This is a genomic window from Amycolatopsis sp. A133, from assembly GCF_031082405.1.
GTDB lineage: Bacteria > Actinomycetota > Actinomycetes > Mycobacteriales > Pseudonocardiaceae > Amycolatopsis.
In genome coordinates, this window is record NZ_JAVHJU010000009.1 from 251,314 (window position 1) to 270,628 (window position 19,315).

The 19,315-nt window shown below is 72.0% G+C and carries 22 protein-coding genes; 10 read left to right on the forward strand and 12 right to left on the reverse strand.

The window, feature by feature from the left end; translation table 11 throughout:
- Positions 1 to 153: 153 nt before the first annotated feature.
- Positions 154 to 1,056 (reverse strand): phosphatase PAP2 family protein, encoded by a 903-nt coding sequence (locus tag Q5425_RS12895; protein ID WP_308672419.1) that lies wholly within the window; start codon positions 1,054 to 1,056, stop codon positions 154 to 156.
- A 110-nt stretch (positions 1,057 to 1,166) separates the two neighbouring features.
- On the opposite strand from Q5425_RS12895, the gene Q5425_RS12900 reads away from it, so the two are divergent.
- The 3 genes from Q5425_RS12900 to Q5425_RS12910 are packed head-to-tail and all read left to right on the forward strand — an operon-like array spanning position 1,167 to position 3,744.
- Positions 1,167 to 1,856 (forward strand): response regulator transcription factor, encoded by a 690-nt coding sequence (locus Q5425_RS12900; protein ID WP_308672420.1) that lies wholly within the window; start codon positions 1,167 to 1,169, stop codon positions 1,854 to 1,856.
- Positions 1,853 to 3,262 carry a HAMP domain-containing sensor histidine kinase gene (locus Q5425_RS12905; protein WP_308672421.1) on the forward strand — a complete coding sequence of 470 codons (1,410 nt, stop codon included), beginning with the start codon at positions 1,853 to 1,855 and terminating at the stop codon, positions 3,260 to 3,262. The genes Q5425_RS12900 and Q5425_RS12905 overlap by 4 nt, the downstream gene beginning before the upstream one ends.
- Positions 3,259 to 3,744: a hypothetical protein gene (locus Q5425_RS12910; protein ID WP_308672422.1), complete on the forward strand. Its 486-nt coding sequence runs from the start codon at positions 3,259 to 3,261 to the stop codon at positions 3,742 to 3,744. The genes Q5425_RS12905 and Q5425_RS12910 overlap by 4 nt, the downstream gene beginning before the upstream one ends.
- A 30-nt stretch (positions 3,745 to 3,774) precedes the next feature.
- Here the strand turns inward: Q5425_RS12910 and Q5425_RS12915 are convergent, their stop codons facing one another.
- The gene (locus Q5425_RS12915; RefSeq protein ID WP_308672423.1) at positions 3,775 to 4,365 is read right to left on the reverse strand and encodes an NAD(P)H-dependent oxidoreductase; all 591 of its coding nucleotides are present in this window, start codon (positions 4,363 to 4,365) and stop codon (positions 3,775 to 3,777) included.
- A gap of 98 nt (positions 4,366 to 4,463) precedes the next feature.
- Here Q5425_RS12915 and soxR point away from each other — a divergent pair, with 98 nt between their 5' ends.
- A complete protein-coding gene (gene soxR, locus Q5425_RS12920) occupies positions 4,464 to 4,946 on the forward strand; it encodes a redox-sensitive transcriptional activator SoxR (RefSeq protein ID WP_308672424.1) in 483 nt (160 codons plus the stop codon).
- Position 4,947: 1 nt separating this feature from the next.
- Here soxR and Q5425_RS12925 read toward each other — a convergent pair whose 3' ends face one another.
- From Q5425_RS12925 to Q5425_RS12935, 3 genes are all read right to left on the reverse strand, one after another.
- On the reverse strand, positions 4,948 to 5,457 hold the full coding sequence (locus Q5425_RS12925; protein WP_308672425.1) for a mycothiol transferase: 510 nt from the start codon (positions 5,455 to 5,457) through the stop codon (positions 4,948 to 4,950).
- Positions 5,458 to 5,528: 71 nt separating this feature from the next.
- A complete protein-coding gene (locus Q5425_RS12930) occupies positions 5,529 to 6,173 on the reverse strand; it encodes a hypothetical protein (protein WP_308672426.1) in 645 nt (214 codons plus the stop codon).
- Between the two features lie 2 nt (positions 6,174 to 6,175).
- On the reverse strand, positions 6,176 to 6,859 hold the full coding sequence (locus Q5425_RS12935) for a hypothetical protein (RefSeq protein ID WP_308672427.1): 684 nt from the start codon (positions 6,857 to 6,859) through the stop codon (positions 6,176 to 6,178).
- A 258-nt stretch (positions 6,860 to 7,117) separates the two neighbouring features.
- Here Q5425_RS12935 and Q5425_RS12940 point away from each other — a divergent pair, with 258 nt between their 5' ends.
- The gene (locus tag Q5425_RS12940; protein ID WP_308672428.1) at positions 7,118 to 7,858 is read left to right on the forward strand and encodes an SDR family oxidoreductase; all 741 of its coding nucleotides are present in this window, start codon (positions 7,118 to 7,120) and stop codon (positions 7,856 to 7,858) included.
- Here the strand turns inward: Q5425_RS12940 and Q5425_RS12945 are convergent.
- The gene (locus Q5425_RS12945) at positions 7,855 to 8,283 is read right to left on the reverse strand and encodes a DUF6314 family protein (RefSeq protein WP_308672429.1); all 429 of its coding nucleotides are present in this window, start codon (positions 8,281 to 8,283) and stop codon (positions 7,855 to 7,857) included. The genes Q5425_RS12940 and Q5425_RS12945 overlap by 4 nt on opposite strands.
- 68 nt (positions 8,284 to 8,351) lie before the next feature.
- On the opposite strand from Q5425_RS12945, the gene recQ reads away from it, so the two are divergent.
- On the forward strand, positions 8,352 to 10,187 hold the full coding sequence (recQ, locus tag Q5425_RS12950) for a DNA helicase RecQ (protein ID WP_308672430.1): 1,836 nt from the start codon (positions 8,352 to 8,354) through the stop codon (positions 10,185 to 10,187).
- A gap of 1 nt (position 10,188) precedes the next feature.
- Here the strand turns inward: recQ and Q5425_RS12955 are convergent, their stop codons facing one another.
- Positions 10,189 to 10,410 (reverse strand): antitoxin, encoded by a 222-nt coding sequence (locus Q5425_RS12955; RefSeq protein ID WP_308672431.1) that lies wholly within the window; start codon positions 10,408 to 10,410, stop codon positions 10,189 to 10,191.
- A gap of 176 nt (positions 10,411 to 10,586) precedes the next feature.
- On the opposite strand from Q5425_RS12955, the gene add reads away from it, so the two are divergent.
- Positions 10,587 to 11,561, forward strand: a complete 975-nt coding sequence (gene add / locus Q5425_RS12960) for an adenosine deaminase (RefSeq protein ID WP_308672432.1) — start codon at positions 10,587 to 10,589, stop codon at positions 11,559 to 11,561.
- Here add and Q5425_RS12965 read toward each other — a convergent pair.
- On the reverse strand, positions 11,539 to 12,906 hold the full coding sequence (locus tag Q5425_RS12965) for a VWA domain-containing protein (RefSeq protein ID WP_308672433.1): 1,368 nt from the start codon (positions 12,904 to 12,906) through the stop codon (positions 11,539 to 11,541). The two genes, add and Q5425_RS12965, sit on opposite strands and share 23 nt — an antisense overlap.
- Positions 12,903 to 13,784: a MoxR family ATPase gene (locus Q5425_RS12970; protein ID WP_308672434.1), complete on the reverse strand. Its 882-nt coding sequence runs from the start codon at positions 13,782 to 13,784 to the stop codon at positions 12,903 to 12,905. The genes Q5425_RS12965 and Q5425_RS12970 overlap by 4 nt, the downstream gene beginning before the upstream one ends.
- A gap of 63 nt (positions 13,785 to 13,847) precedes the next feature.
- On the opposite strand from Q5425_RS12970, the gene mgrA reads away from it, so the two are divergent.
- Positions 13,848 to 14,876: an L-glyceraldehyde 3-phosphate reductase gene (gene mgrA / locus Q5425_RS12975; RefSeq protein ID WP_308672435.1), complete on the forward strand. Its 1,029-nt coding sequence runs from the start codon at positions 13,848 to 13,850 to the stop codon at positions 14,874 to 14,876.
- Between the two features lie 41 nt (positions 14,877 to 14,917).
- On the opposite strand, the gene Q5425_RS12980 is transcribed toward mgrA, so the two are convergent.
- Complete coding sequence (locus tag Q5425_RS12980; RefSeq protein ID WP_308672436.1) at positions 14,918 to 15,634, reverse strand: SDR family NAD(P)-dependent oxidoreductase; 717 nt, start codon at positions 15,632 to 15,634, stop codon at positions 14,918 to 14,920.
- A gap of 185 nt (positions 15,635 to 15,819) precedes the next feature.
- Between Q5425_RS12980 and Q5425_RS12985 the strand changes: the two genes are divergently transcribed.
- Positions 15,820 to 16,485, forward strand: a complete 666-nt coding sequence (locus Q5425_RS12985) for a helix-turn-helix domain-containing protein (RefSeq protein ID WP_308672437.1) — start codon at positions 15,820 to 15,822, stop codon at positions 16,483 to 16,485.
- 14 nt (positions 16,486 to 16,499) lie between these two features.
- Positions 16,500 to 17,369: a TIGR03564 family F420-dependent LLM class oxidoreductase gene (locus Q5425_RS12990; protein ID WP_308672438.1), complete on the forward strand. Its 870-nt coding sequence runs from the start codon at positions 16,500 to 16,502 to the stop codon at positions 17,367 to 17,369.
- An 86-nt stretch (positions 17,370 to 17,455) separates the two neighbouring features.
- Here Q5425_RS12990 and Q5425_RS12995 read toward each other — a convergent pair whose 3' ends face one another.
- Positions 17,456 to 18,679 carry a helix-turn-helix domain-containing protein gene (locus tag Q5425_RS12995; protein WP_308672439.1) on the reverse strand — a complete coding sequence of 408 codons (1,224 nt, stop codon included), beginning with the start codon at positions 18,677 to 18,679 and terminating at the stop codon, positions 17,456 to 17,458.
- 166 nt (positions 18,680 to 18,845) lie between these two features.
- Positions 18,846 to 19,304, reverse strand: a complete 459-nt coding sequence (locus Q5425_RS13000; protein WP_013224858.1) for a (2Fe-2S)-binding protein — start codon at positions 19,302 to 19,304, stop codon at positions 18,846 to 18,848.
- Positions 19,305 to 19,315: the final 11 nt, after the last annotated feature.

Genomic DNA, 19,315 nt, shown 5'->3' on the forward strand with positions numbered 1-19,315 from the left:
CACGCAAGATGCCCCGCCAATCACGCGAGATGCCCCGCCAGGCACGCGAGATGCCCGTCCCCGCACACAAACTCCGGGATCGACCTTCACCCTCCGCAGTGGTCGCGGAGGCCCGGGTGTAGATGCGGGCGCGGCCGCTCGGCGTGCGTCCGGTCACCGTCGCCGGAGGCGGCGGACGCGGCTCTCGGCCGGGTCGAACGTCACCCGGCGCAACGGTCCCGTCAGCAACAGCACCACCGCCATCGCCGACAGCCCCGCCAGCACCATCGCGGCGACGAACTGGGCCGCGCCCGACGTCGCCGTCGACAGGACCGCGAAGCCCGCCAGCACCAGCGCCGGTGGGGCCAGGAAGCCCGTCGACACCGGAACCCACGGCACCCGGTCACCGTCGGGGCGGCGGGCGGACACCACCGCCGCCCCGGCGCAGGTGACCGCCGCGACCAGCAAGCAGCCGCCGACGGTGTCGCTCAACCGGTGCCAGCCCAGGGCCACCGCTGCCGCCGAGACCCAGGCGACGCCGAAGCCGCCCGTCACCAGGGCCGGCAGGCGGTACCTGCGGGGCAGGACGATCGCGAGCGCCACCAGCACGGCCATCGCCGCGCTCACGTGGCCGCTCGGGAAGCTGTTGTGGCCCGCCACGCCGAGGCGGTCGCCGGTGCTCGGCCGCTCCAGGACGTACAGCTTGAGCAGCTGCGCCACCACCAGAGGCGCGGCGAGCAGCACCAAGGCCATCACGCCGAGGGCGAGCCGCCGCCGCACCAGGGAGATCACCACGAGCAGCACCGCCACCCCGCCGAGCACGACCACCAGGTCGGCCTCCCGCAGCGGGGCCGCCCAGTCCACTGTGGTCCCCGCGGACTGGGCACTGCGGACGACGCCGTTCTCGACGCCGCGGCCGGCCTCCGTGCGGACGAAGAGCAGGTAGGCCGCGACGAACGCGAGGGCGAACCCGGCCGCGCTCGCGGCGAGCACCGCCGTGCGGGACGCCGCGCGGGTCACCGGCGCGGAGCCGGCCGGGCGGGCGGCGGGGGGAGCCTCGAAGAAGATCACTGCCATGTCCCCGAGTCTGGGACGCGGTTTTCGAGATCCCGTCAGCGCGATGTCATGGTTTTGCTACAAGATCCGCCCGGGTCGCCATGACGTGCGCTTTTCCGAATAATGGCGCCGTGGCCGAGGTACTGGTGGTAGAGGACGACGCGGCGGTGCGGGAAGGGCTGCAGCTGGCCCTGCGCCGGCAGGGACACGTGGTGCACACCGCGGAATCGGGCGAGCTCGGCATCGAGGTGCTCGTGCACCAGCGGCCCGACATCGTCGTGCTCGACCTGATGCTGCCCGGCATGGACGGCTTCGAGACCTGCCGCCGGATGCGGGCGGCGGGTTCGATCCCGATCATCATGCTCACCGCGCGCAGCGACGACTTCGACGTCGTGGCGGGGCTCGAAGCGGGCGCGGACGACTACGTCGCCAAGCCGGTCGAGCCGCGGGTGCTGGACGCGCGGATCCGGGCGGTGCTGCGCCGGGCCGTCGGCGACCGGCCGGGCGAGCCGGCGGCGGCCGAGGAACGGCACGGCGATCTGGTGATCGACCGGGCCGCGCTCGAGGTCACAAAAAACGGTGCGCCGGTTTCGCTGACCCCGACCGAGCTGAAGCTGCTGCTGGAGCTCTCGCGCACGCCCGGGCAGGTGTACAGCCGCCAGCAGATCCTCTCCGCCGTCTGGGACCACGACTACCTCGGCGACTCCCGGCTCGTCGACGCGTGCGTGCAGCGGCTGCGCGCGAAGATCGAGGACGTGCCGGCGAAGCCGGAGCACGTGCAGACCGTCCGGGGGTTCGGCTACCGGTTCGGCCGGTCGTGACCGCGCCGCAGATCCGGTCGTGGCTCGCCGGCCTGCGGCCCCGGCTGGTCGCCGCCTTCGCGGTCATCATGATCCTCGGCGCCACCACCGCGGCCGGCGCGAGTTACGTCTTCGCGCGCCGGGCCATCCTGGAAGGCGTCCAGGACCAGACGATGCTGAAGCTGCGCGACCAGATCGTCGCGTACCTGCCCACCGTGTCGCTGCCGCCGTCCCAGGCCACGCTCGACGCCTTCGCGACGGCCCTCAAGTCCAGCAACGCGCTCGTCGTCTACCGCGACCTGCACTCGTCGACGGGCCTGTCGATCGACGACGTGCCGGGCGATCTGCGCCAGGCCGTGGCGACGACCACCACCATCCAGTTCCAGCGCGTCGACGTCCAGGGCTTCCCGCTGTTCTACGTCGGCGTCCCGGTGCAGACCGGCAGCGGCAGGCCCAGCGGCCTGGAGGTCTACGCGATGGCGCGGCTGACCGACCAGCAGGAGGCGATCGACGAGCTGGCCCGCAACGCCTGGTTGTACTCCGCGCTCGTCCTGCCGTTCGCGGTCGGGGTCGCGCTGCTCGCGGCCCGGCAGGTGCTGCGGCCGGTGCGCGCGCTGAACACCGCGGCGAGCCAGCTCGGCCGCGGGCGGCTGGACGTGCGGCTGCGCGCGAAGGGGTCCGACGAGCTCGCGCAGCTGGTCACGACGTTCAACCACACCGCCGCGGAGCTGGAGCGCACGGTGGGCACCCTGCGCACGATGGAGGCCGACGCGCGGCGGTTCGTCGCCGACGTCTCCCACGAGCTGCGGACCCCGCTGGCGGCGATGAACGCGGTCACCGACGTCCTCGACGAGGACGCCGAACAGCTGCCGCCGGACACCGCGGTCGCGGCGCGGCTGGTGTCGGCCGAGACGCGGCGGCTGACCCGGCTGGTGCAGGACCTGATCGAGATCTCCCGGTTCGACGCCGGGCGGGCGGAACTGCGCCGGGAGGAGCTCGACGTCGCCGCGGCGATCACCGACAGCCTCGCCGCCCGCGGCTGGGAACCCGGAGCCGACCTGGTCGCCGACTTGCCGCCGGGGATCATCGCCCGGCTCGACCGGCGGCGGCTCGACATCGTCGTGGCGAACCTGGTCGGCAACGCGCTGCGGCACGGCGCGCCGCCGGTCGAGGTGGTGCTGCGGCGGGACCGCGGTGACGTCGTGTGCACCGTCACCGACCACGGGCCGGGGATCCCCGCCGACGTCCTGCCGCGGGTGTTCGACCGCTTCACCAAGGCCGACACCGCCCGCGCCCGGTCCGAGGGCAGCGGCCTCGGGCTCTCGATCGCGCGGGAGAACGCGCGGCTGCACGGCGGCGACATCGTCGCGGCCAACACCGGCACCGGCGCCCGGTTCGAGCTGCGCCTGCCCCGGGAGGCACCGTGAAGAAACTCGCCGTCCTCGCGGTGCTGCTGCTGGTGAGCGCGTGCGGGATCAAACCGACGCCGGTGCTTCAAGCCGGCCCGGCGCCGACCCTGCGGAGCCCGGCGAGCGAGGGCCGCGGCACCGACCTGATCCTCTACTTCGTGCTCGCCGACCGGGTGACCCCGGTGGTGCGGCCCTCCGCCGGAGTGGTGGGCATCGAGTCCGCGCTGACGATGCTGCTGGACGGACCGTCCACCGACGAGGAGGCCGGCGGGTACGAGACGGCGCTGCCCCGCCTCTCCGGCGCGATCACCTCGACCCCCGGCCCGCCGACGACGATCACCGTCCCGTTCCCGCTGCGGCCGATCACCGGCGCCGGGATCAACCAGCTGGTCTGCACCGCGTTCGCGGCGCTGGCCGCCCAAGGCGGGTACACCGTCGACGGCACCGTCGCGCTCGCCGGGCCGGACGTCCTGCTGCCCTATCAGACGTGTCAGGCCTGAGCGCGGATGTCGACATAGCGGCAAGCCGCCTCAGCCGGGGTAGGGCCGCGCCGCCCGGGCCTCGGTCAGCGACCGGGCCCACCAGCCCAGCTGGTCGAGCAGCGCCTTCGCCGCGACGCCCGCCGCGTCGTCGTCCGGCAAGCCGTCCTCGCCGAACCGGGCCTGGGCGCCGTGGAAGCTGACCGTTTCGCGGATGGTGACCGCGTGGAGCTCCGCGAAAACCGCGCGCAGGTGCTCGACCGCGCGCAACCCGCCGGAAATCCCGCCGTAGGACACAAAAGCGACCGGCTTGGCCCGCCATTCGGGCCGGTGCCAGTCGATGGCGTTCTTGAGCGAGGCCGGGTAGCTGTGGTTGTACTCCGGGGTGACCACGACGAACGCGTCCGCGGCTTCCAGCCGCGGGGCCACCTTCGCGACTTCGGCGACGACTGCCGCCGGCGGCGTGGCGCCGAACGCCGGCATGACCAGCGGGAGATCGGGCTCGGCGAGGTCGACGACGTCGACTTCGAAGCCGCCGTGCGCGTCCGCGACACCGGCCAGCCAGTCCGCCACCACCGGACCGAACCGTCCTTCCCGGACACTTCCCACGATCACCGCGACCCGCACCGGTACTTCCGACACACTTCCTCCTCGGCACGCAGGCGTTGTTGCCTTCCGCACCAGGATGAGACTTCAAGTTCGCTTGAAGTCAAGCGTGCCGCTGTGGTTGGGTGTCGGCCATGGTGAACGCCACGGCCCGGCCGCTGCCCGACCTGACGGTCGGCGAACTCTCCCGGCGCAGCGGAGTACCCGCGTCGGCCCTGCGCTTCTACGAGGACGAGGGCCTCATCAACAGCCGCCGCACCGCGGGCAACCAGCGGCGCTACTGCCGGGACACGCTGCGGCGGGTGACCTTCATCCGGATGTCCCAGCGGGTCGGCATGCCGCTGTCGAAGATCCGGGAAGTGCTTGCCCTGCTGCCCGACGACCGCACGCCCACCCGCGCGGACTGGGCGCGGATCTCCCGCTGCTGGCAGGACGACCTGAACGCGCGGATCCGCCAGATGCAACAGCTGCGCGACCAGCTGGACGACTGCATCGGCTGCGGCTGCATGTCACTGGCCAAGTGCCGGCTCGCGAACCCGGGCGACCGGCTCGGTGCCGACGGCCCGGGTCCGCAGCGGCTGGCCGACCACCGCGGCGAGGGCTACGAGGCCTGCTGAGCTACCGGTGCTCGAGCAGGCCGCGGACGTACATCGCCTGCCCGGCGTGCTGGATGTCGTCGTCGAGGACGCTGATCAGGCGCACGCCCAGTGACACCGGCGGGTCCCAGGCCTCGTCGACGATCCGGTCGAGCGCGTCGGCGTCGAGGCCGGAGACGAACCGGACGGTCTGCTCGTGCACGGCGTCGTAGTAGCCCGTGAGCAGGTCCGGCTCGTCGACCCGGACCGCTTCGACGTCGGCCGGGCGGTGGCCGTAGCCGGTGTCCCCCGCCGGGAACGGGAGCCCGAAGCGGGAAAGCCAGTCCTGGCCGGTCCAGACCTGCTCGGTCCCGGCCGCGTCGGCGACGTGGTCGTCCTGGACCCGGGTCAGGTGCCACACCAGCCAGGCGATCGAGTTGGCTTCGCCGGCCGGCCGGGTCCGGAGCTGCTCGGCGGTGAGTCCTCCCACCGCCGAGTGCACCGTGCCCCGGACCCGGCCGAACCCGTCGACGAGCAGATCGGCCACGTTCATTCGGCTGCCTCCCGTTGCCGGCAAGTTCCCCGGCGTGCTACCCGATCATGCCCGCCGCCAAACGTCGCCCGCTACCGCGGCAGCAGCTGGTCGAAGAACGAGCGGTAGCGGCGCAGCGCGATCCGCAGCTCCTCGGTGGCGGGTTCGCCCTGCTGCCACTGGGATTCCAGCTCGCTCTTGTGCTCGGCGAAGGTGGTGGCCAGTGCGCTGATCACCGCGGCGACCAGTTCGTCGGCCTGCCGGACCGCCTGCTTCGGGTCGTCGACGAAGCCGGTCTGGACGTTCTGCCAGCGGTCGCGGAACCCGGTGACCTTCTCCTCGTCGATCAGCGCCGGTGTCTCCACGTCCCCGCCCGATTCCGCGGGCCTCTCCACGTCGCCACCCGACTCCTGGGGCGTCTCGATGTCGCCACCCGACTCCCGGGGCGTCTCGATGTCGCCACCCGACTCCTGAGGCGTCTCGATGTCGCCACCCGATTCGGAAGGCGCTTCCACGTCGCCGCCCGATTCCTCGGGACCGGTGGTGTCGTGCCGCCCGGCGGAGGCCAGGTCGGCGGTGCTCAGGTTCTGGTCGTCGCCCGCCGTGCCCGGCTCGCGGAAAGCGGCCCGGCCATGGCCGGGGACTTCAGCGGTGCTGTCCCCCGCGTAACCGCCGGCCTCGCGGCCCGTCAGGTCCCGGTCGTCCTCGGCGTCGTGCCGCGTCAGGTGATCGGTCATGGTCAACGTCCTCCATTCGACTCGGTCCGCGGGCTCGCGGACGCCTGGCGCTCGGTCTCGTGACCGTCGGTCTCGCGACCGTCGGTGTCGCGCTGTTCGGCGCGGTCGTGGTCGTGCCCGTTCCGGCGGCCGTCGTGGTCGTGGTGCTGCTCGTCGTCGGCACCGTCGGTCAGCAGGTCCTCGAACACGGTGCGGTAGCGCACCATCGCCTCACGCAGGTCCTCAGTGGACGCTCCGTCGCGCTTCTGCTGCGTGGTGTGCGCGGCCCGGTAGTGCTCGAGGGTCTTGGCGTGCCGCACGGAAAGGTCGGCCGCCTGCTGCTCGTAGCCCTCGGTCGGGTACCCGCGCTCGGCCATCAGCGAGTTCAGGAGCTGGTCGGCCTCGGCGACCGCGGCGGCCGGCTGGTCGACGAACTTTTCCTGCACCTGCGCCCATTCCCGGGCGTAGCGCTCGCGCGCCGACGCCGAAAGCGGCCGGATGTCGAGCTCCTTGTGCCGGCGTTCCCGCTCGGCGAGCTCGCGCTGCGCGGCACGGGGGCTGTCCTTCTCCGCGACCGTGCGGTCGTACTCGGGACCGAACCGCTGCTGCAGCCGTTTTCGTTGCATTTCCTGTGTCACCAGCCAGATCACGGCGCCGAGCACCGCGACGGCCACGACGACGATCAAGACGATCAGCCATGTGGGCATTGCGCAAACTCCTTCAAGGATGTCAAGCCCCCGATGCGAGCGGTGTTCCCGGATTAACGCGCCCGAAAACGGGCACGGCCCGCCCGGCCGCCGGATTCGGCCGACCGGCGGCGCCGGTACCGCCGGATGCCGTGCCCCGGGAGGTGATGTAACGACGGTAACAACACTTCGCTAGCAGTGTTACCACTTGCGTGCTATCGTTGATAACAGATCATCAGGAGCGGTGATACGAACCGCCCGGACCGGAAGAAGGAACCGATGAGCACTCCCCACACCCGCGTCGCGATCGTCACCGGCGGCTCCCGCGGCATCGGCCGCCAGGTCGCCGAGCGCCTGGCCGCCGACGGCATGGCGGTCGTCGTCAACTACGCCGGCAACGAGAAGGAGGCCGCGGCCACCGTCGAGGCCATCACCGCGCGCGGTGGCCGGGCGATCGCCGTCCGCGCCGACGTGGCCGACCCGGCCGCGGTCGCGGAGCTGTTCGACACCGCGGAACGCACCTACGGCGGCGTGGACGTCGTCGCCCACCTGGCCGGGGTGATGAACCCGCCGACACCGATCGCCGACACCGACTTCGAGGTCCTCGACCGGGTGCACCGCACCAACATCCGCGGGACGTTCGCGGTGGCCCAGCAGGCCGCGCGGCGGGTGCGCGAAGGCGGCGCCGTGATCACCACCTCGACGTCGGTGCTCGGGCTGAACCTGCCCGGCTACGGCGTCTACAACGCGACGAAGGGCGCGGTCGAGGCGATCACCATGATCCTGGCGCGCGAGCTGCGCGGCCGCGACATCACGGTGAACACCGTGGCACCCGGCCCGACCGCGACCGCGCTGTTCCTCGACGGCAAGGACGAGGAGACCATCACCCGGATGGCCAAGCAGCCGCCGCTGGAGCGGCTCGGGCAGCCGGAGGACATCGCCGAGGTCGTCGCGTTCCTCGCCGGTCCGGCGCGCTGGGTGAACGGCCAGGTGCTGCGCGCCAACGGCGGCATCGTCTAGCGGGTGAACCGGCTGACGATGAGGTGGTCCTTCGTCGGCCCGCGCACCGCCCACTCCTGCCGCCACCGCGCGGCGCCGGTGACGCGGTACTCACCGCGGTAGTGGTCGGCGCGGCAGGGGTGGTCGGCCGTCCAGCAGCCTTCGCGCAGGTCGAGGTCGTGGAAGAAGCCGCCGTGGTCGAAGTGCACCGACGCGCGGCCGGGACCGGCCGGGCGGTAGTGCAGGGTCCGCGTGACCGGCCCGGTGTGACCGCCGAGCCGGAGCTCGCCCTCCTCGTGGTAGACGAGGACGCCCCCGGCCTCGATGAAGGTGGCGGTGCCGGTGACCTCGCCCGCCTGCTCGCCGTCCGCGGTGAGGATTTCCCGGTCCAAGCGCCATTCGCCGCCGAAATACGCGGCGAGATCGGGAACCGGCCAGTGCTGCACGCCCCCAGTCTGCCACCCCGGGGCGGGGCGGGCCGGAACTGTCGGACCCCCGCTCTATAGTCGGCCGGGTGGCAGAGACCGACCTCGCACCCGCGTCCGACGCGCTGGAGATCCTCCGGCGCGTGTTCGGCTACGACAGCTTCCGCGGCGACCAGGCGGCGATCGTCGAGCACGTGATCGCCGGCGGCGACGCGCTCGTGCTGATGCCCACCGGTGGCGGGAAGTCGTTGTGCTACCAGATTCCCGCGCTGGTGCGGCCCGGCGTTGGCGTGGTGGTCTCGCCGCTGATCGCGCTGATGCAGGACCAGGTGGACGCGTTGCGCAACGCCGGTGTCCGCGCCGGTTTCCTCAACTCCACCCAGGACTACGCGGCGCGGCAGGAGGTGGAGTCGGCGTTCCTGAGCGGCGAGCTCGACCTGCTCTACCTGGCCCCGGAACGGCTTTCGGTCGAATCCACCGTGCGGCTGCTCGACCGCGGCAAGATCTCGCTGTTCGCGATCGACGAAGCGCACTGCGTCGCCCAGTGGGGCCACGACTTCCGGCCCGACTACCTCCAGCTCTCCGCGCTGCACGAGCGCTGGCCGGACGTGCCGCGGATCGCGCTGACCGCCACCGCGACCGAAGCCACGCACAAGGAGATCGCCGCGCGGCTGCGCCTCGACGAGGCCCGGCACTTCGTCGCGAGCTTCGACCGGCCGAACATCCAGTACCGCATCGTCGGCAAGAACTCGCCGCAGCGGCAGCTGCTGGAGCTGCTGCGCACCGAGCACCCAGGGGACGCGGGGATCGTCTACTGCCTGTCGCGGAACTCGGTGGAAAAGACCGCGGAGTTCCTGGTGCAGAACGGGATCCCGGCGGTGCCCTACCACGCGGGGCTCGACGCGCGAACCCGCGCGAAGCACCAGTCGCGGTTCCTGCGCGAAGACGGGCTGATCGTCGTCGCGACGATCGCGTTCGGCATGGGCATCGACAAGCCGGACGTCCGGTTCGTCGCGCACCTCGACCTGCCGAAGTCGGTCGAGGGCTACTACCAGGAGACGGGCCGGGCCGGGCGGGACGGGCTGCCGTCCACCGCCTGGCTCGCGTACGGGCTGCAGGACGTCGTGCAGCAGCGCAAGATGATCGACACGTCCGAAGGTGACGAGGCGCACCGCCGCCGGCTGGGCGCGCACCTGAACGCGATGCTCGCGCTCTGCGAGACGGTGGAATGCCGCCGGGTGCAGATCCTCAACTACTTCGGCCAGCAGGCCGGCCCTTGCGGCAACTGCGACACGTGCCTGAACCCGCCGGAGAAGTGGGACGGCACCATCCCGGCGCAGAAACTGCTGTCGACCGTCGTGCGGCTGCGCAACGAACGGCGGCAGAAGTTCGGCGCCGGCCAGGTCATCGACATCCTGCTCGGCAAGTCGACGCCCAAGGTCACGCAGTTCCAGCACGACACCCTCAAGACGTTCGGCATCGGCACCGAGCTGCGCGAGCCGGAGTGGCGGGCGGTGGTGCGCCAGCTGCTGGCCCAGGGCTTGCTCGCCGTCGAAGGCGACTACGGCTCGCTCGTGCTCACCGAAACCAGCGCGGAAGTGCTGGGCGGCGATCGACAGGTGCTGCTGCGCCGCGAACCCGAGCGGGCCGCCGCCGCGAAGGTCCGCAGCGCCCGGAAGGCCACCGCCGTGGTGGACATGCCCGCGGAGGCGGCCCCCCTGTTCGAACGCCTGCGGGCTTGGCGCGCCGGGGTCGCCAAGGAGCAGGGCGTGCCCGCGTACGTCGTCTTCCACGACGCGACCCTGCGCCAGATCGCCACGCAACGGCCGACGTCGCTGGCGGATCTGGGCACGGTCAGCGGGGTCGGCGAGAACAAGCTCGCCAAGTACGGCGAAGGTCTTCTGGAGGTCCTGACCGACGGGTGAGCTACCGGCCGGACGGCCCGGGGTGGCCCGGCTGCCCGGTCACCGAGTTGACCTTGCGGACCGCGCCGGCGATCTGCTGGCGGTACTTGCCCTTGGTCCGGTCATCGACGAACTTCGCGGCCTTGCCGACGACCTGGTTCACCTTTTCGGGGTTCTTCTTGGCGTAGGCACGAGCCGAAGCGGCCGCGCCGGCCAGCATGGTCAGCTTCTTCATCAAAGGCACGGTGGCCCTCCCTCATCTGTTCCGGTCATCCTGACAACGCGGACGAACCACCCGGAGGTTCCCCGTGTGACGCGGGCCAAAACCTCGGGGCGGAGCGTGCCGCGGCGGGAACGCGCCGTGGCGGCCGCCGGAAATTGTCGCGCGGACCGCCGCCGCGCCGCTCTAGGCTCGCGATCATGCGCGACCTCGCCGCCCTGCCGAAGGCCCACCTGCACGTCCACCTGGAGAGCACGATCCGCCCGGCCACGCTCCGCGAGCTGGGCGCAGCGAACGGCGTCGACGTCCCGGGCGAGCCGCCGGTGTTCGACGGCTTCCGCGCCTTCGCCGACTACAACGCGCTCATCCGGTCGTGCCTCCGGCGTCCCGGAGACTTCGAGCGCATCGCGCGGGAATACGCCGAAGACGAGGCCGCCCAAGGCACGCGCTACGCCGAAGTCACGTTCACCGCGGCCTCGCACGGGGAACGGCTGGGCGACCCGGAAATGCCTCTGACATCTGTCCTGAAAGGACTCTCGCAGCACCCGGACCTCGAGTGGCGGCTGCTGCTCGACCACTCCCGGCGCCGTTCGGTCGAACGCGCCGAGCGCACCCTCGAACTCGCGCTGAAGTACGAAGAAGTCTTCGCGATCGGCATGGCGGGCGAAGAGAACCACTCGCTGCGCCCGTTCGCGACGCTGTTCGAGAAGGCCCGCGCCGCGGGCATCCACCTGCTGCACCACACCGGCGAAGACGCCGGGCCGGACAGCATCCTCGAGGCGCTCGAAGTGGGCCGGACCGAACGGCTCGGCCACGGCATCCGCGTCCTCGACGACCCCTCGCTGGTCGCCGAAGTGCGGGACCGGGGACTGGCCCTGGAGGTGTGCCCGTCGTCGAACGTGACGCTGGGGCTGGTGCCTTCGCTGCCCGAGCACCCGCTCCCCCGGCTCCTCGACGCGGGACTGACCGTCACGCTCAACACCGACGTCCCCTCGGTCACGGGCGCGAACCTGGCCGAGGAGTACCGGCGCGTCCAGCAGGCCTTCGGCTACGACGACGCCACGATGGCGGGCTTCGCCCGTGCGAGCGTCACGGCGTCCTTCGCGCCCGAAGCGACGAAGCAGGCGATGCTGCGCGACATCGACGCGTGGCTCACACCGGCAGCAGCCGGGTGACCAGGGTGCCGAGCTGGTGCACCGTGCGGCACTCGTGCATCTCGACGACCTCGGCGTACTCCAGCGCCGCCGAGTCCCCGGTGGACCACAGCGACCGCCGCTCCGGGTTGAGCCAGTGGACGTGCCGGGCGCGGGCCTTGATCGCGCGGACGGCGTCGAGGTTCGGGTCGCCGCCGTTGGTGCGGGCGTCGCCGAGGATCAGCACGGACGTCCGCGGGCCGACCGCGTCGAGCCAGTTTTCGGTGAACTGACGGAGGGAGCCGCCGTAGTCGCTGTGGCCGTCCCAGCGCACGAGCGCCGCTTCGGACAGCATGCGCGCGCCCAGGTGTTCCGGGTCGGCCGCGCCGGTGGTGACCAGGTGGGTGACCTCGTCGGTGCTGTCGACGAAGGCGAACACGCGGATCTTGCTGAACTGGTCGCGCAGCGCCTGCACCAGCAGCATGGTGAAGTTCGCGAAGCCCGCCACCGAGCCGGAAAGATCGCACAGCAGCACGATTTCCGGCCGGCCGGGACGCCGGTGGCGGTAGGCCGGGCGCAGCGGCACCCCACCGGTCGACAGCGACCGCCGCAGCGTGCGGCGCAGGTCGATCTGCCCGCGCGTGGTGCGCTTGCGCCGGGCGGCCAGGCGCGTCGCCAGCTTGCGGGACAGCGGCTGGACGGTGCGCCGCAGCTCGGCGAGCTGGTTCCGGCTGGCGATGAGGAAGTCGACCCGGTCGGGTGCGGGGGCGATGGCGTGCTTGGCGACGCGCTCGCGGCCGCGGACCTCGGCCGCGCGGCGACGCGCCTCCGTGCGGATCTGCCCGCGGAAGCCCTCGACGCGGCGGCGGATCTCGTCGCGGTCGAGCCGGTCGGTGAACTCGCCACGCGCGCCGCCGCCGCGGACCGCGGCCAGCACCCGCGCGATCAGCGTCTGCGGCTGGAGCCGCTCCAGGGTCTGGTGGGCGGAGAAACCGCCGCCCGGGCCGGACGCCGAGCCGTACTGGCCCAGCATGTCCACCGCGAGCCCGGCGAGCTGGGACAACGCCTGCTGGTCACCGTCGGCCAGCGCCGCCGCCAGCTCCTCGCGCAGCTCCTCCAGCGTCGACGGCGGATCTTCGCGGGCCCGCTCGGGCGCACCGACGCCGGCCGGGAAGTACAGGTCGAACGCGGCGTCGAAGACCGCGCGCTGCCCGCCGCGCCGGACCAGGGCGGCCGCCAGGCCTTCCCGGACGAGCGAACGGTCGTCGAAGCCGAGCATCTCCAGCGCCGCGGCGGCGTCGACCGTCTCGCTCGGCCCGGCCGGGATGCCCTGGGCCCGCAGGGCCTGGACGAAGGCGGCGAGCCGCTCCGGCACGCCGCCGGTCACGACGCGTCCAGGACCTGTTCGAGCTTCAGGCCGGCGCCCGCCTTGGTGATGTCGTCCTGGTGCTTGAGCACGACGCCGAGGCTCTCCCGCACGACCTGCTCGTCCAGGGTGGACGCCCCGAGCGCGAGCAGCGTGCGCGCCCAGTCGATGGTCTCCGCGACCGACGGCAGCTTCCGCAGGTCCATCGCGCGCAGCGCGGCGATCACCCGGACGACGGAATCGGCGAGCGCCGCGTCGAGGCCGGGGACCTTGAGCCGGACGATGTCGCGCTCGAGGTCCTCGTCCGGGAAGTCGATGTGCAGGAACAGGCACCGGCGGCGCAGCGCCTCGGACAGCTCGCGCGTGGCGTTGGACGTCAGCACGGCGAAGGGCGCGCGCGTGGCGGTGATGGTGCCCAGCTCCGGGACGGTGACCTGGAAGTCGCCGAGCACCTCCAGCAGGAGGCCCTCGACCTCCATGTCGGCTTTGTCGGTCTCGTCGATGAGCAGCACGGTCGGCTCGTCGGAGGAGATCGCGGTGAGCAGCGGGCGGCGCAGCAGGAACTCCTCGCCGAAGATGTCGGTGCGGGCCTGTTCCCACGTCTCGTCGCGGCCGGCGGTGATCCGCAGCAGCTGCTTCGCGTGGTTCCACTCGTACAGCGCGCGAGCCTCGTCGATGCCCTCGTAGCACTGCAGGCGCACCAGCCGCGAGCCGCTGACCTGGGCGACGGCCTTGGCGAGCTCGGTCTTGCCGACCCCGGCGGGCCCCTCGACCAGCAGCGGCTTGCCGAGCCGATCGGCGAGGAACACGGTGGTCGCCACCGCCGTCGACGCGAGGTAGCCGGCGCCGGCCAGCTTGGCCGAGACGTCGTCGACGGAGGTGAAGAATCCGGTGCCCACCACGTGCCTCCTAAGCGGTTGCTCACCCGGAGCGTACCCGACCTTCGGGCTAGCATCGGCCGCGTGACCTACGTTGCCGCTCCCGGCCGATACGACTCGATCCCCTACCGGCGCTGCGGGCGTTCCGGGCTCAAGCTGCCCGCGATCTCGCTCGGGCTCTGGCACAACTTCGGCCACGACCGGCCCCTGGAGACCCAGCGCGCCATCACCCGCCGCGCCTTCGACCTGGGCATCACCCACTTCGACCTGGCCAACAACTACGGCCCGCCCTACGGCTCGGCGGAGGAGAACTTCGGGCGGCTGCTCGCCACCGACTTCAAGCCGTACCGCGACGAGCTGGTGATCTCCAGCAAGGCCGGCTACGACATGTGGCCCGGGCCGTACGGCGAGTGGGGCTCCCGCAAGTACCTGCTGTCCTCTCTGGACCAGTCGCTCGGCCGGCTCGGCCTGGACTACGTCGACATCTTCTACTCGCACCGCTTCGACCCCGAGACGCCGCTGGAAGAGACCGTCGGGGCGCTCGACGCCGCCGTCCGCGCCGGAAAGGCGCTCTACGTCGGGATTTCGTCGTACAGCTCCGAGCGGACGGCCGAGGCGGCGCGGCTGCTGCGCGAGCTCGGCACGCCGCTGCTGATCCACCAGCCGTCGTACTCGATGCTCAACCGCTGGATCGAGGAGGACGGCCTCCTGGACACGCTCGAGCAAGCGGGCGCCGGCTGCATCGCGTTCTCCCCGCTGGCGCAGGGCCTGCTGACGGACAAGTACCTCAAGGGCGTCCCGGCGGATTCGCGGGCCGCGCAGGGCAAATCGCTGGACCCGGACACCCTGGACGAGAACCGGCTGGGCCGGGTCCGCGCGCTGAACGACGTCGCCGCCCGCCGCGGGCAGTCCCTGGCGCAGCTGGCGCTGGCGTGGGCGCTGCGCGACAGCCGGGTGACGTCGGTGCTGATCGGCGCGAGCAGCGTGCGGCAGCTGGAGGACAACGTCGGCGCGCTGGGCAACCTCGAGTTCTCGTCCGAGGAGCTGACCGAGATCGACGGCCACGCGACCGACGCGGACATCAACCTCTGGAAGCGTTCCTCGGACGCCTGAGCCGCGGGGGCGCCCCGCGGGGGCGCCCCCCGTTTTCCACGCTACCGGCGGGCACCGACAGTTTCGGCCGGGGCCGCGCCCTGCGCCTCCGCCGACAGGTCCTGCCATTCGGCCCAGGTCGCCAGCCGGTCCGCGTAGACCTGCTGGATCATCGGGTAGAAGCCCTGTCCGAAGAGCACCCGCAGAGGCGGGTTGGCCGAGTCGACGACCTTGAGCAGGGCCCGGGCGGCGGCGGCCGGGTCCCCGGCGGGCTGCCGGCCCGCGACGTCGGCCAGCCGGCGGCGGAGCCCGTCGTAGACCGGGCTGGTTTCGGCGACGTGCCCGTTGGCGAGGGGGTCCGGGTTCTTGCCGTCGCGGGTGGCGTAGCCGCCGGGCTCGATGATCGTGACCTTGATGCCGAAGCCGGCGACCTCCCGGGCCAGGGTTTCGTTCAGGGCTTCGATCGCCCACCGGGACGCCTGGTACGCCCCGCCGAGCGGCATCGCGATGATGCCCGCGGCCGACGACAGCTGGACGAAGTGGCCGGAGCGCTGTTCGCGCAGGTAGGGCAGGGCGGCCTGGATGACCCACACCGGGCCGAACACGTTGGTCTCGAGCTGGTCGCGCAGCTCGGGCTCGGCCAGCTCCTCGATGGCGCCGATCTGCGCGTAGCCGGCGTTGTTCACGACGACGTCCAGGCGGCCGAAGTGCTCGGCGGCCCGCTTGACGCTGTCGAACACGGCGGCCTTGTCGGTTACGTCCAGCTCGAGGGGGAGCACCGCATCGAAGTTTGCTGTAGCCGCGCGGTGGCCGCCACCCGATCGCCTCGGGAGAGGGCGGCCTGACGAAGCAGCGCCCCAAGCCGCGCGACGAACCCGTCACGAACCAGACCTTGCCCATGACACCCCGACACTGGACCAAGCGACGTTTGACCAAATTTCGAATTTGGTCATAAGATGGCACCATGCCCCCAGCCGAAGACCGCGCCGAACGTGCCGAGCGGATCCTCGACGCGGCCGCCGGGCTGCTGCTGCGCGCGGGTTACCGGCGGACGACGATCGAGGACGTCGCCGAGCGGGCCGACGTCGGCAAGGGAACCGTCTACCTGCACTGGAAGAACCGTGAGGAGCTGTTCCTCGCCGTGCTGCTGCGGGAGTCCGTCCGGACCCTCGAAGACCTCGTCCACACCCTCGCGGCCGACCCGCTCGCCGCCCGGCTCTCGCGGCTGACCGAGATCCAGTACGCCAACGTGCTGAAGCGCCCGCTGCTGCGGGCCGGGTACGCCGACGACGCCGACACGCTCGGCAAGCTGCTGCCCAAGCTGCACGGCAAGCTGGATCCGCGCCACGCGGGCGCCTTCGTCGACTACCTGGAACTGCTGGCGTCGAACGACCTGCTCCGCACCGACCGGCCGGTCGGTGAGCTCGTCGTCGCCTACCAGGCCGTGCTGAACGGATTCCTCGGCCGCACGCCCCCGCCCGAACCCGCCTTGATCGCCGACATCGTCGCGCACTCCTTCGAGCCGCTCGCCGTGTCGACGAGGCAGCTGCGCGCCGTGGCGCCGCGCGCGCTGGAGCTGTTCACCGAAGCCGTCGCGCTCGACCGCAAACAGCTCGAACGCGCGTACTGAACCTTGGAGGTCCCATGCGCACCGGAATCCTGATCGACGAGCTCGGCGTCGGCTTCGACGCCATGACGGCACAAGCCCGCGAAGCGGCGAAGCTCGGCTACGGCACGCTCTGGGTGGCGCAGCGCGGCGGCTGGGACGCGCTCACGGCGCTGCCCGCGCTCGCGGCCGCCGCCCCGGGCGTCGAACTGGGCACGTGCGTCGTGCCGACGTACTCGCGGCACCCGATCACCATGGCGGCGCAGGCCCTGACCGCGCAGGCGGCGGCCGGCGTGCCCGTCCACCTGGGGGTCGGGCTGAGTCACAAGTTCATCGTCGAAGGCGAGTTCGGCTACTCCTACGACCGCCCGATCCGTCATCTGCGCGAGTACCTCCAGGCCCTGAACCCGTTGCTACGCGGCGAAAGAGCGGACGTCCACGGTGAGTCGCTGACGGCCGCGGGTGCGGTGAACGCCCCGGGCACCCAGCGGCCCGCGGTGCTGGTCGGCTCGGTGAGCCCGCAGTCGACGCGGCTGGCCGGCGAGCTGGCCGACGGCGTGATCACGACGTGGGCGGGCCCGCGGGCGATCGGCGAGTTCGTGGTGCCGGCACTCGGGCGCCCGGCCCGGGTGGTCTCCGGCCAGCTGATCTGCGTGACGTCCGAAGTGGACGAACGCCGCGCGTGGCTCGACGAGACCTACGGCGGGGTGGCGGGCATCCCGGCGTACCGCGCGATGCTCGACCGCGAGGGCCACGAGCGGGTCTCGGACGGCGCGATCATCGGCGACGAGGAAACCGTGCGCCGCCAGGTCAAATCACTGGAAGACGCGGGCGCGACGGAACTGCTGGTGATGCCGATCGGTTCGGCGGAGGAGCAGGCCCGCACCCGCGAACTGCTGGCCACCTAGCGCTGCCCCGGGCTCCCGGCACCTCTGATCGAGGTCCCGTGCCATGCCGGTACCGGGAACGACGGTGGATCTCGGCGGTCACCGGGCTAACGCGGCGCCGGCAGGTGGGTCGCCTCCGGGAAGAGGTTCAACGCCCGCAGCGCCGCGCCCAGCTCGGCGATGTCCGCCGGGTTCGTCAGCGACCGGCCCAGTTCCTCCGTGATCCGCTTCAACCGGTGGCGGATCGTGTTGGGGTGGCAGAACATCCGCTCCGACGTCAGCTTCGTCGAACCCTGGCAGTCGAACCACGCGCGCAGCGTCAGCAGCAGCACGTTGCGGTCGTCGCCCGGGAGGTCCAGGACCGGCTGGAGCACGTGGTGGGCCAGCTGCACCGACGCCTCCGGGGCGCTGGCCACCAGGCCGGCCAGCGGTGACTCGGTGAACTGCACCAGCCCCGGCGTGCCCGGCGTCATGCTCGACAGCGCCACCCGCGCGAGGTGCAGCGCGCGGGCGGTGTTGCCGAGGCCGGTGAACACCGGGCTGATCCCGACCCGGCCCACCGGGTGCTCGCGGACCAGTTCCACGATCGCCTTCGAGGCCTGCGGGTCGCGCAGGGAGACCACGCCGACCTGCAGGTCCGGCGTCAGGCGCCACGCCGACGCGTGGTGGCGCGAGCGCAGCCGGGTCTCGATCTGCGGCAGCGGTTCCTGACCCAGCCGCGGGGTTTCCGCCGCGACCACGACGAACGTGCCGTCCAGGGACAGGTCGAGCACGCGGGCGATGTCCCACAGCGTGCCCTCGGTGGCCGCGCCGCCCGCGAACAGGGCCTCCACCAGCGCCGAGCGCCGGTTCTGGTGCGCCACCATCATCTCCGCGGTCGTGTCGCGGTAGGACGTCGTGAGGGCTTCGGCGAGGTCGTCGATCAGGGCCCAGATCGCCGACGTCGCGGCCACCAGCGCGGCGAGGTCCTGCTCGCGGGCGGTCAGCTCGACGAACCGGTGCCACACCTCGGTGAGCCCGATCCGGTACGCCCGCAGCAGCTCCGGCAGCGGCGCGCCCTGCAGGGCGCGGGCCCGCCCGGTCGCGCTGGCCTGGGAGAGGTCCGGGACGTCCGCGCCGCGCAGCGTGCGCATCACGTGTTCGAGGTTGACGCGCACCGAGCTGCGCAGCTCGGCGAGGGAGACGAACCGGGCGTCGGCGTAGACCGGCATTTCGGCGCGGATCTGCCGCACGGTGCTTTCGACGAGTTCCGGCAGCTTCCGCTCGACCTCGGCGGCGAGGACGCCGACGCGCGGTGCCCGTCCGTCGGACAAAAGCGCCTGGTAGTGCATGGTGCCCTCCGGTCCCCGACCTCCTCGTCGAGGTCCGAGACCGACATCTAACCCGACCGCACCGGCCACGGACGGGTGAACTTTCTACAGGAACCGCGAATGCGGAGGTTCATCTGTAGAACCTCCGCATCCGCGGCCCGCACTTTCACGTGAAAGTGCGGGGTGGTCAGGCCAGCTTGGCCGCGGCGCTCTTGATCGCCTCCCGGATCCGGAAGTAGGTGCCGCAGCGGCACACGTTCTGGATGGCGTCGATGTCGGCGTCGGTCGGGTTCTTCGTCTTCTTCAGCAGCGCGACCGCCGCCATGATCTGACCGGGCTGGCAGTAGCCGCACTGTGCGACGTCCTGCTCCAGCCAGGCCTCCTGGACCGGGTGCAGCTCGTCGCCGTCGGCCAGTCCCTCGATCGTGGTGACCTCGCGCCCGGCGCACTCCGACACCGGCGTGACGCAGGGGTTGAACGCCTCGCCGTCGAGGTGGCTGGTGCAGGCCTTGCAGACGTTGATGCCGCAGCCGTACTTCGGCCCGCGGACCTTGAGCTTGTCGCGCAGCGCCCACAGCATCGGCAGGTCGGCGGGCGCGTCGACGGTGACGGTCTTCCCGTTCACCACGAAGGTGTAGTTCGGCATGGGGGCTCTCC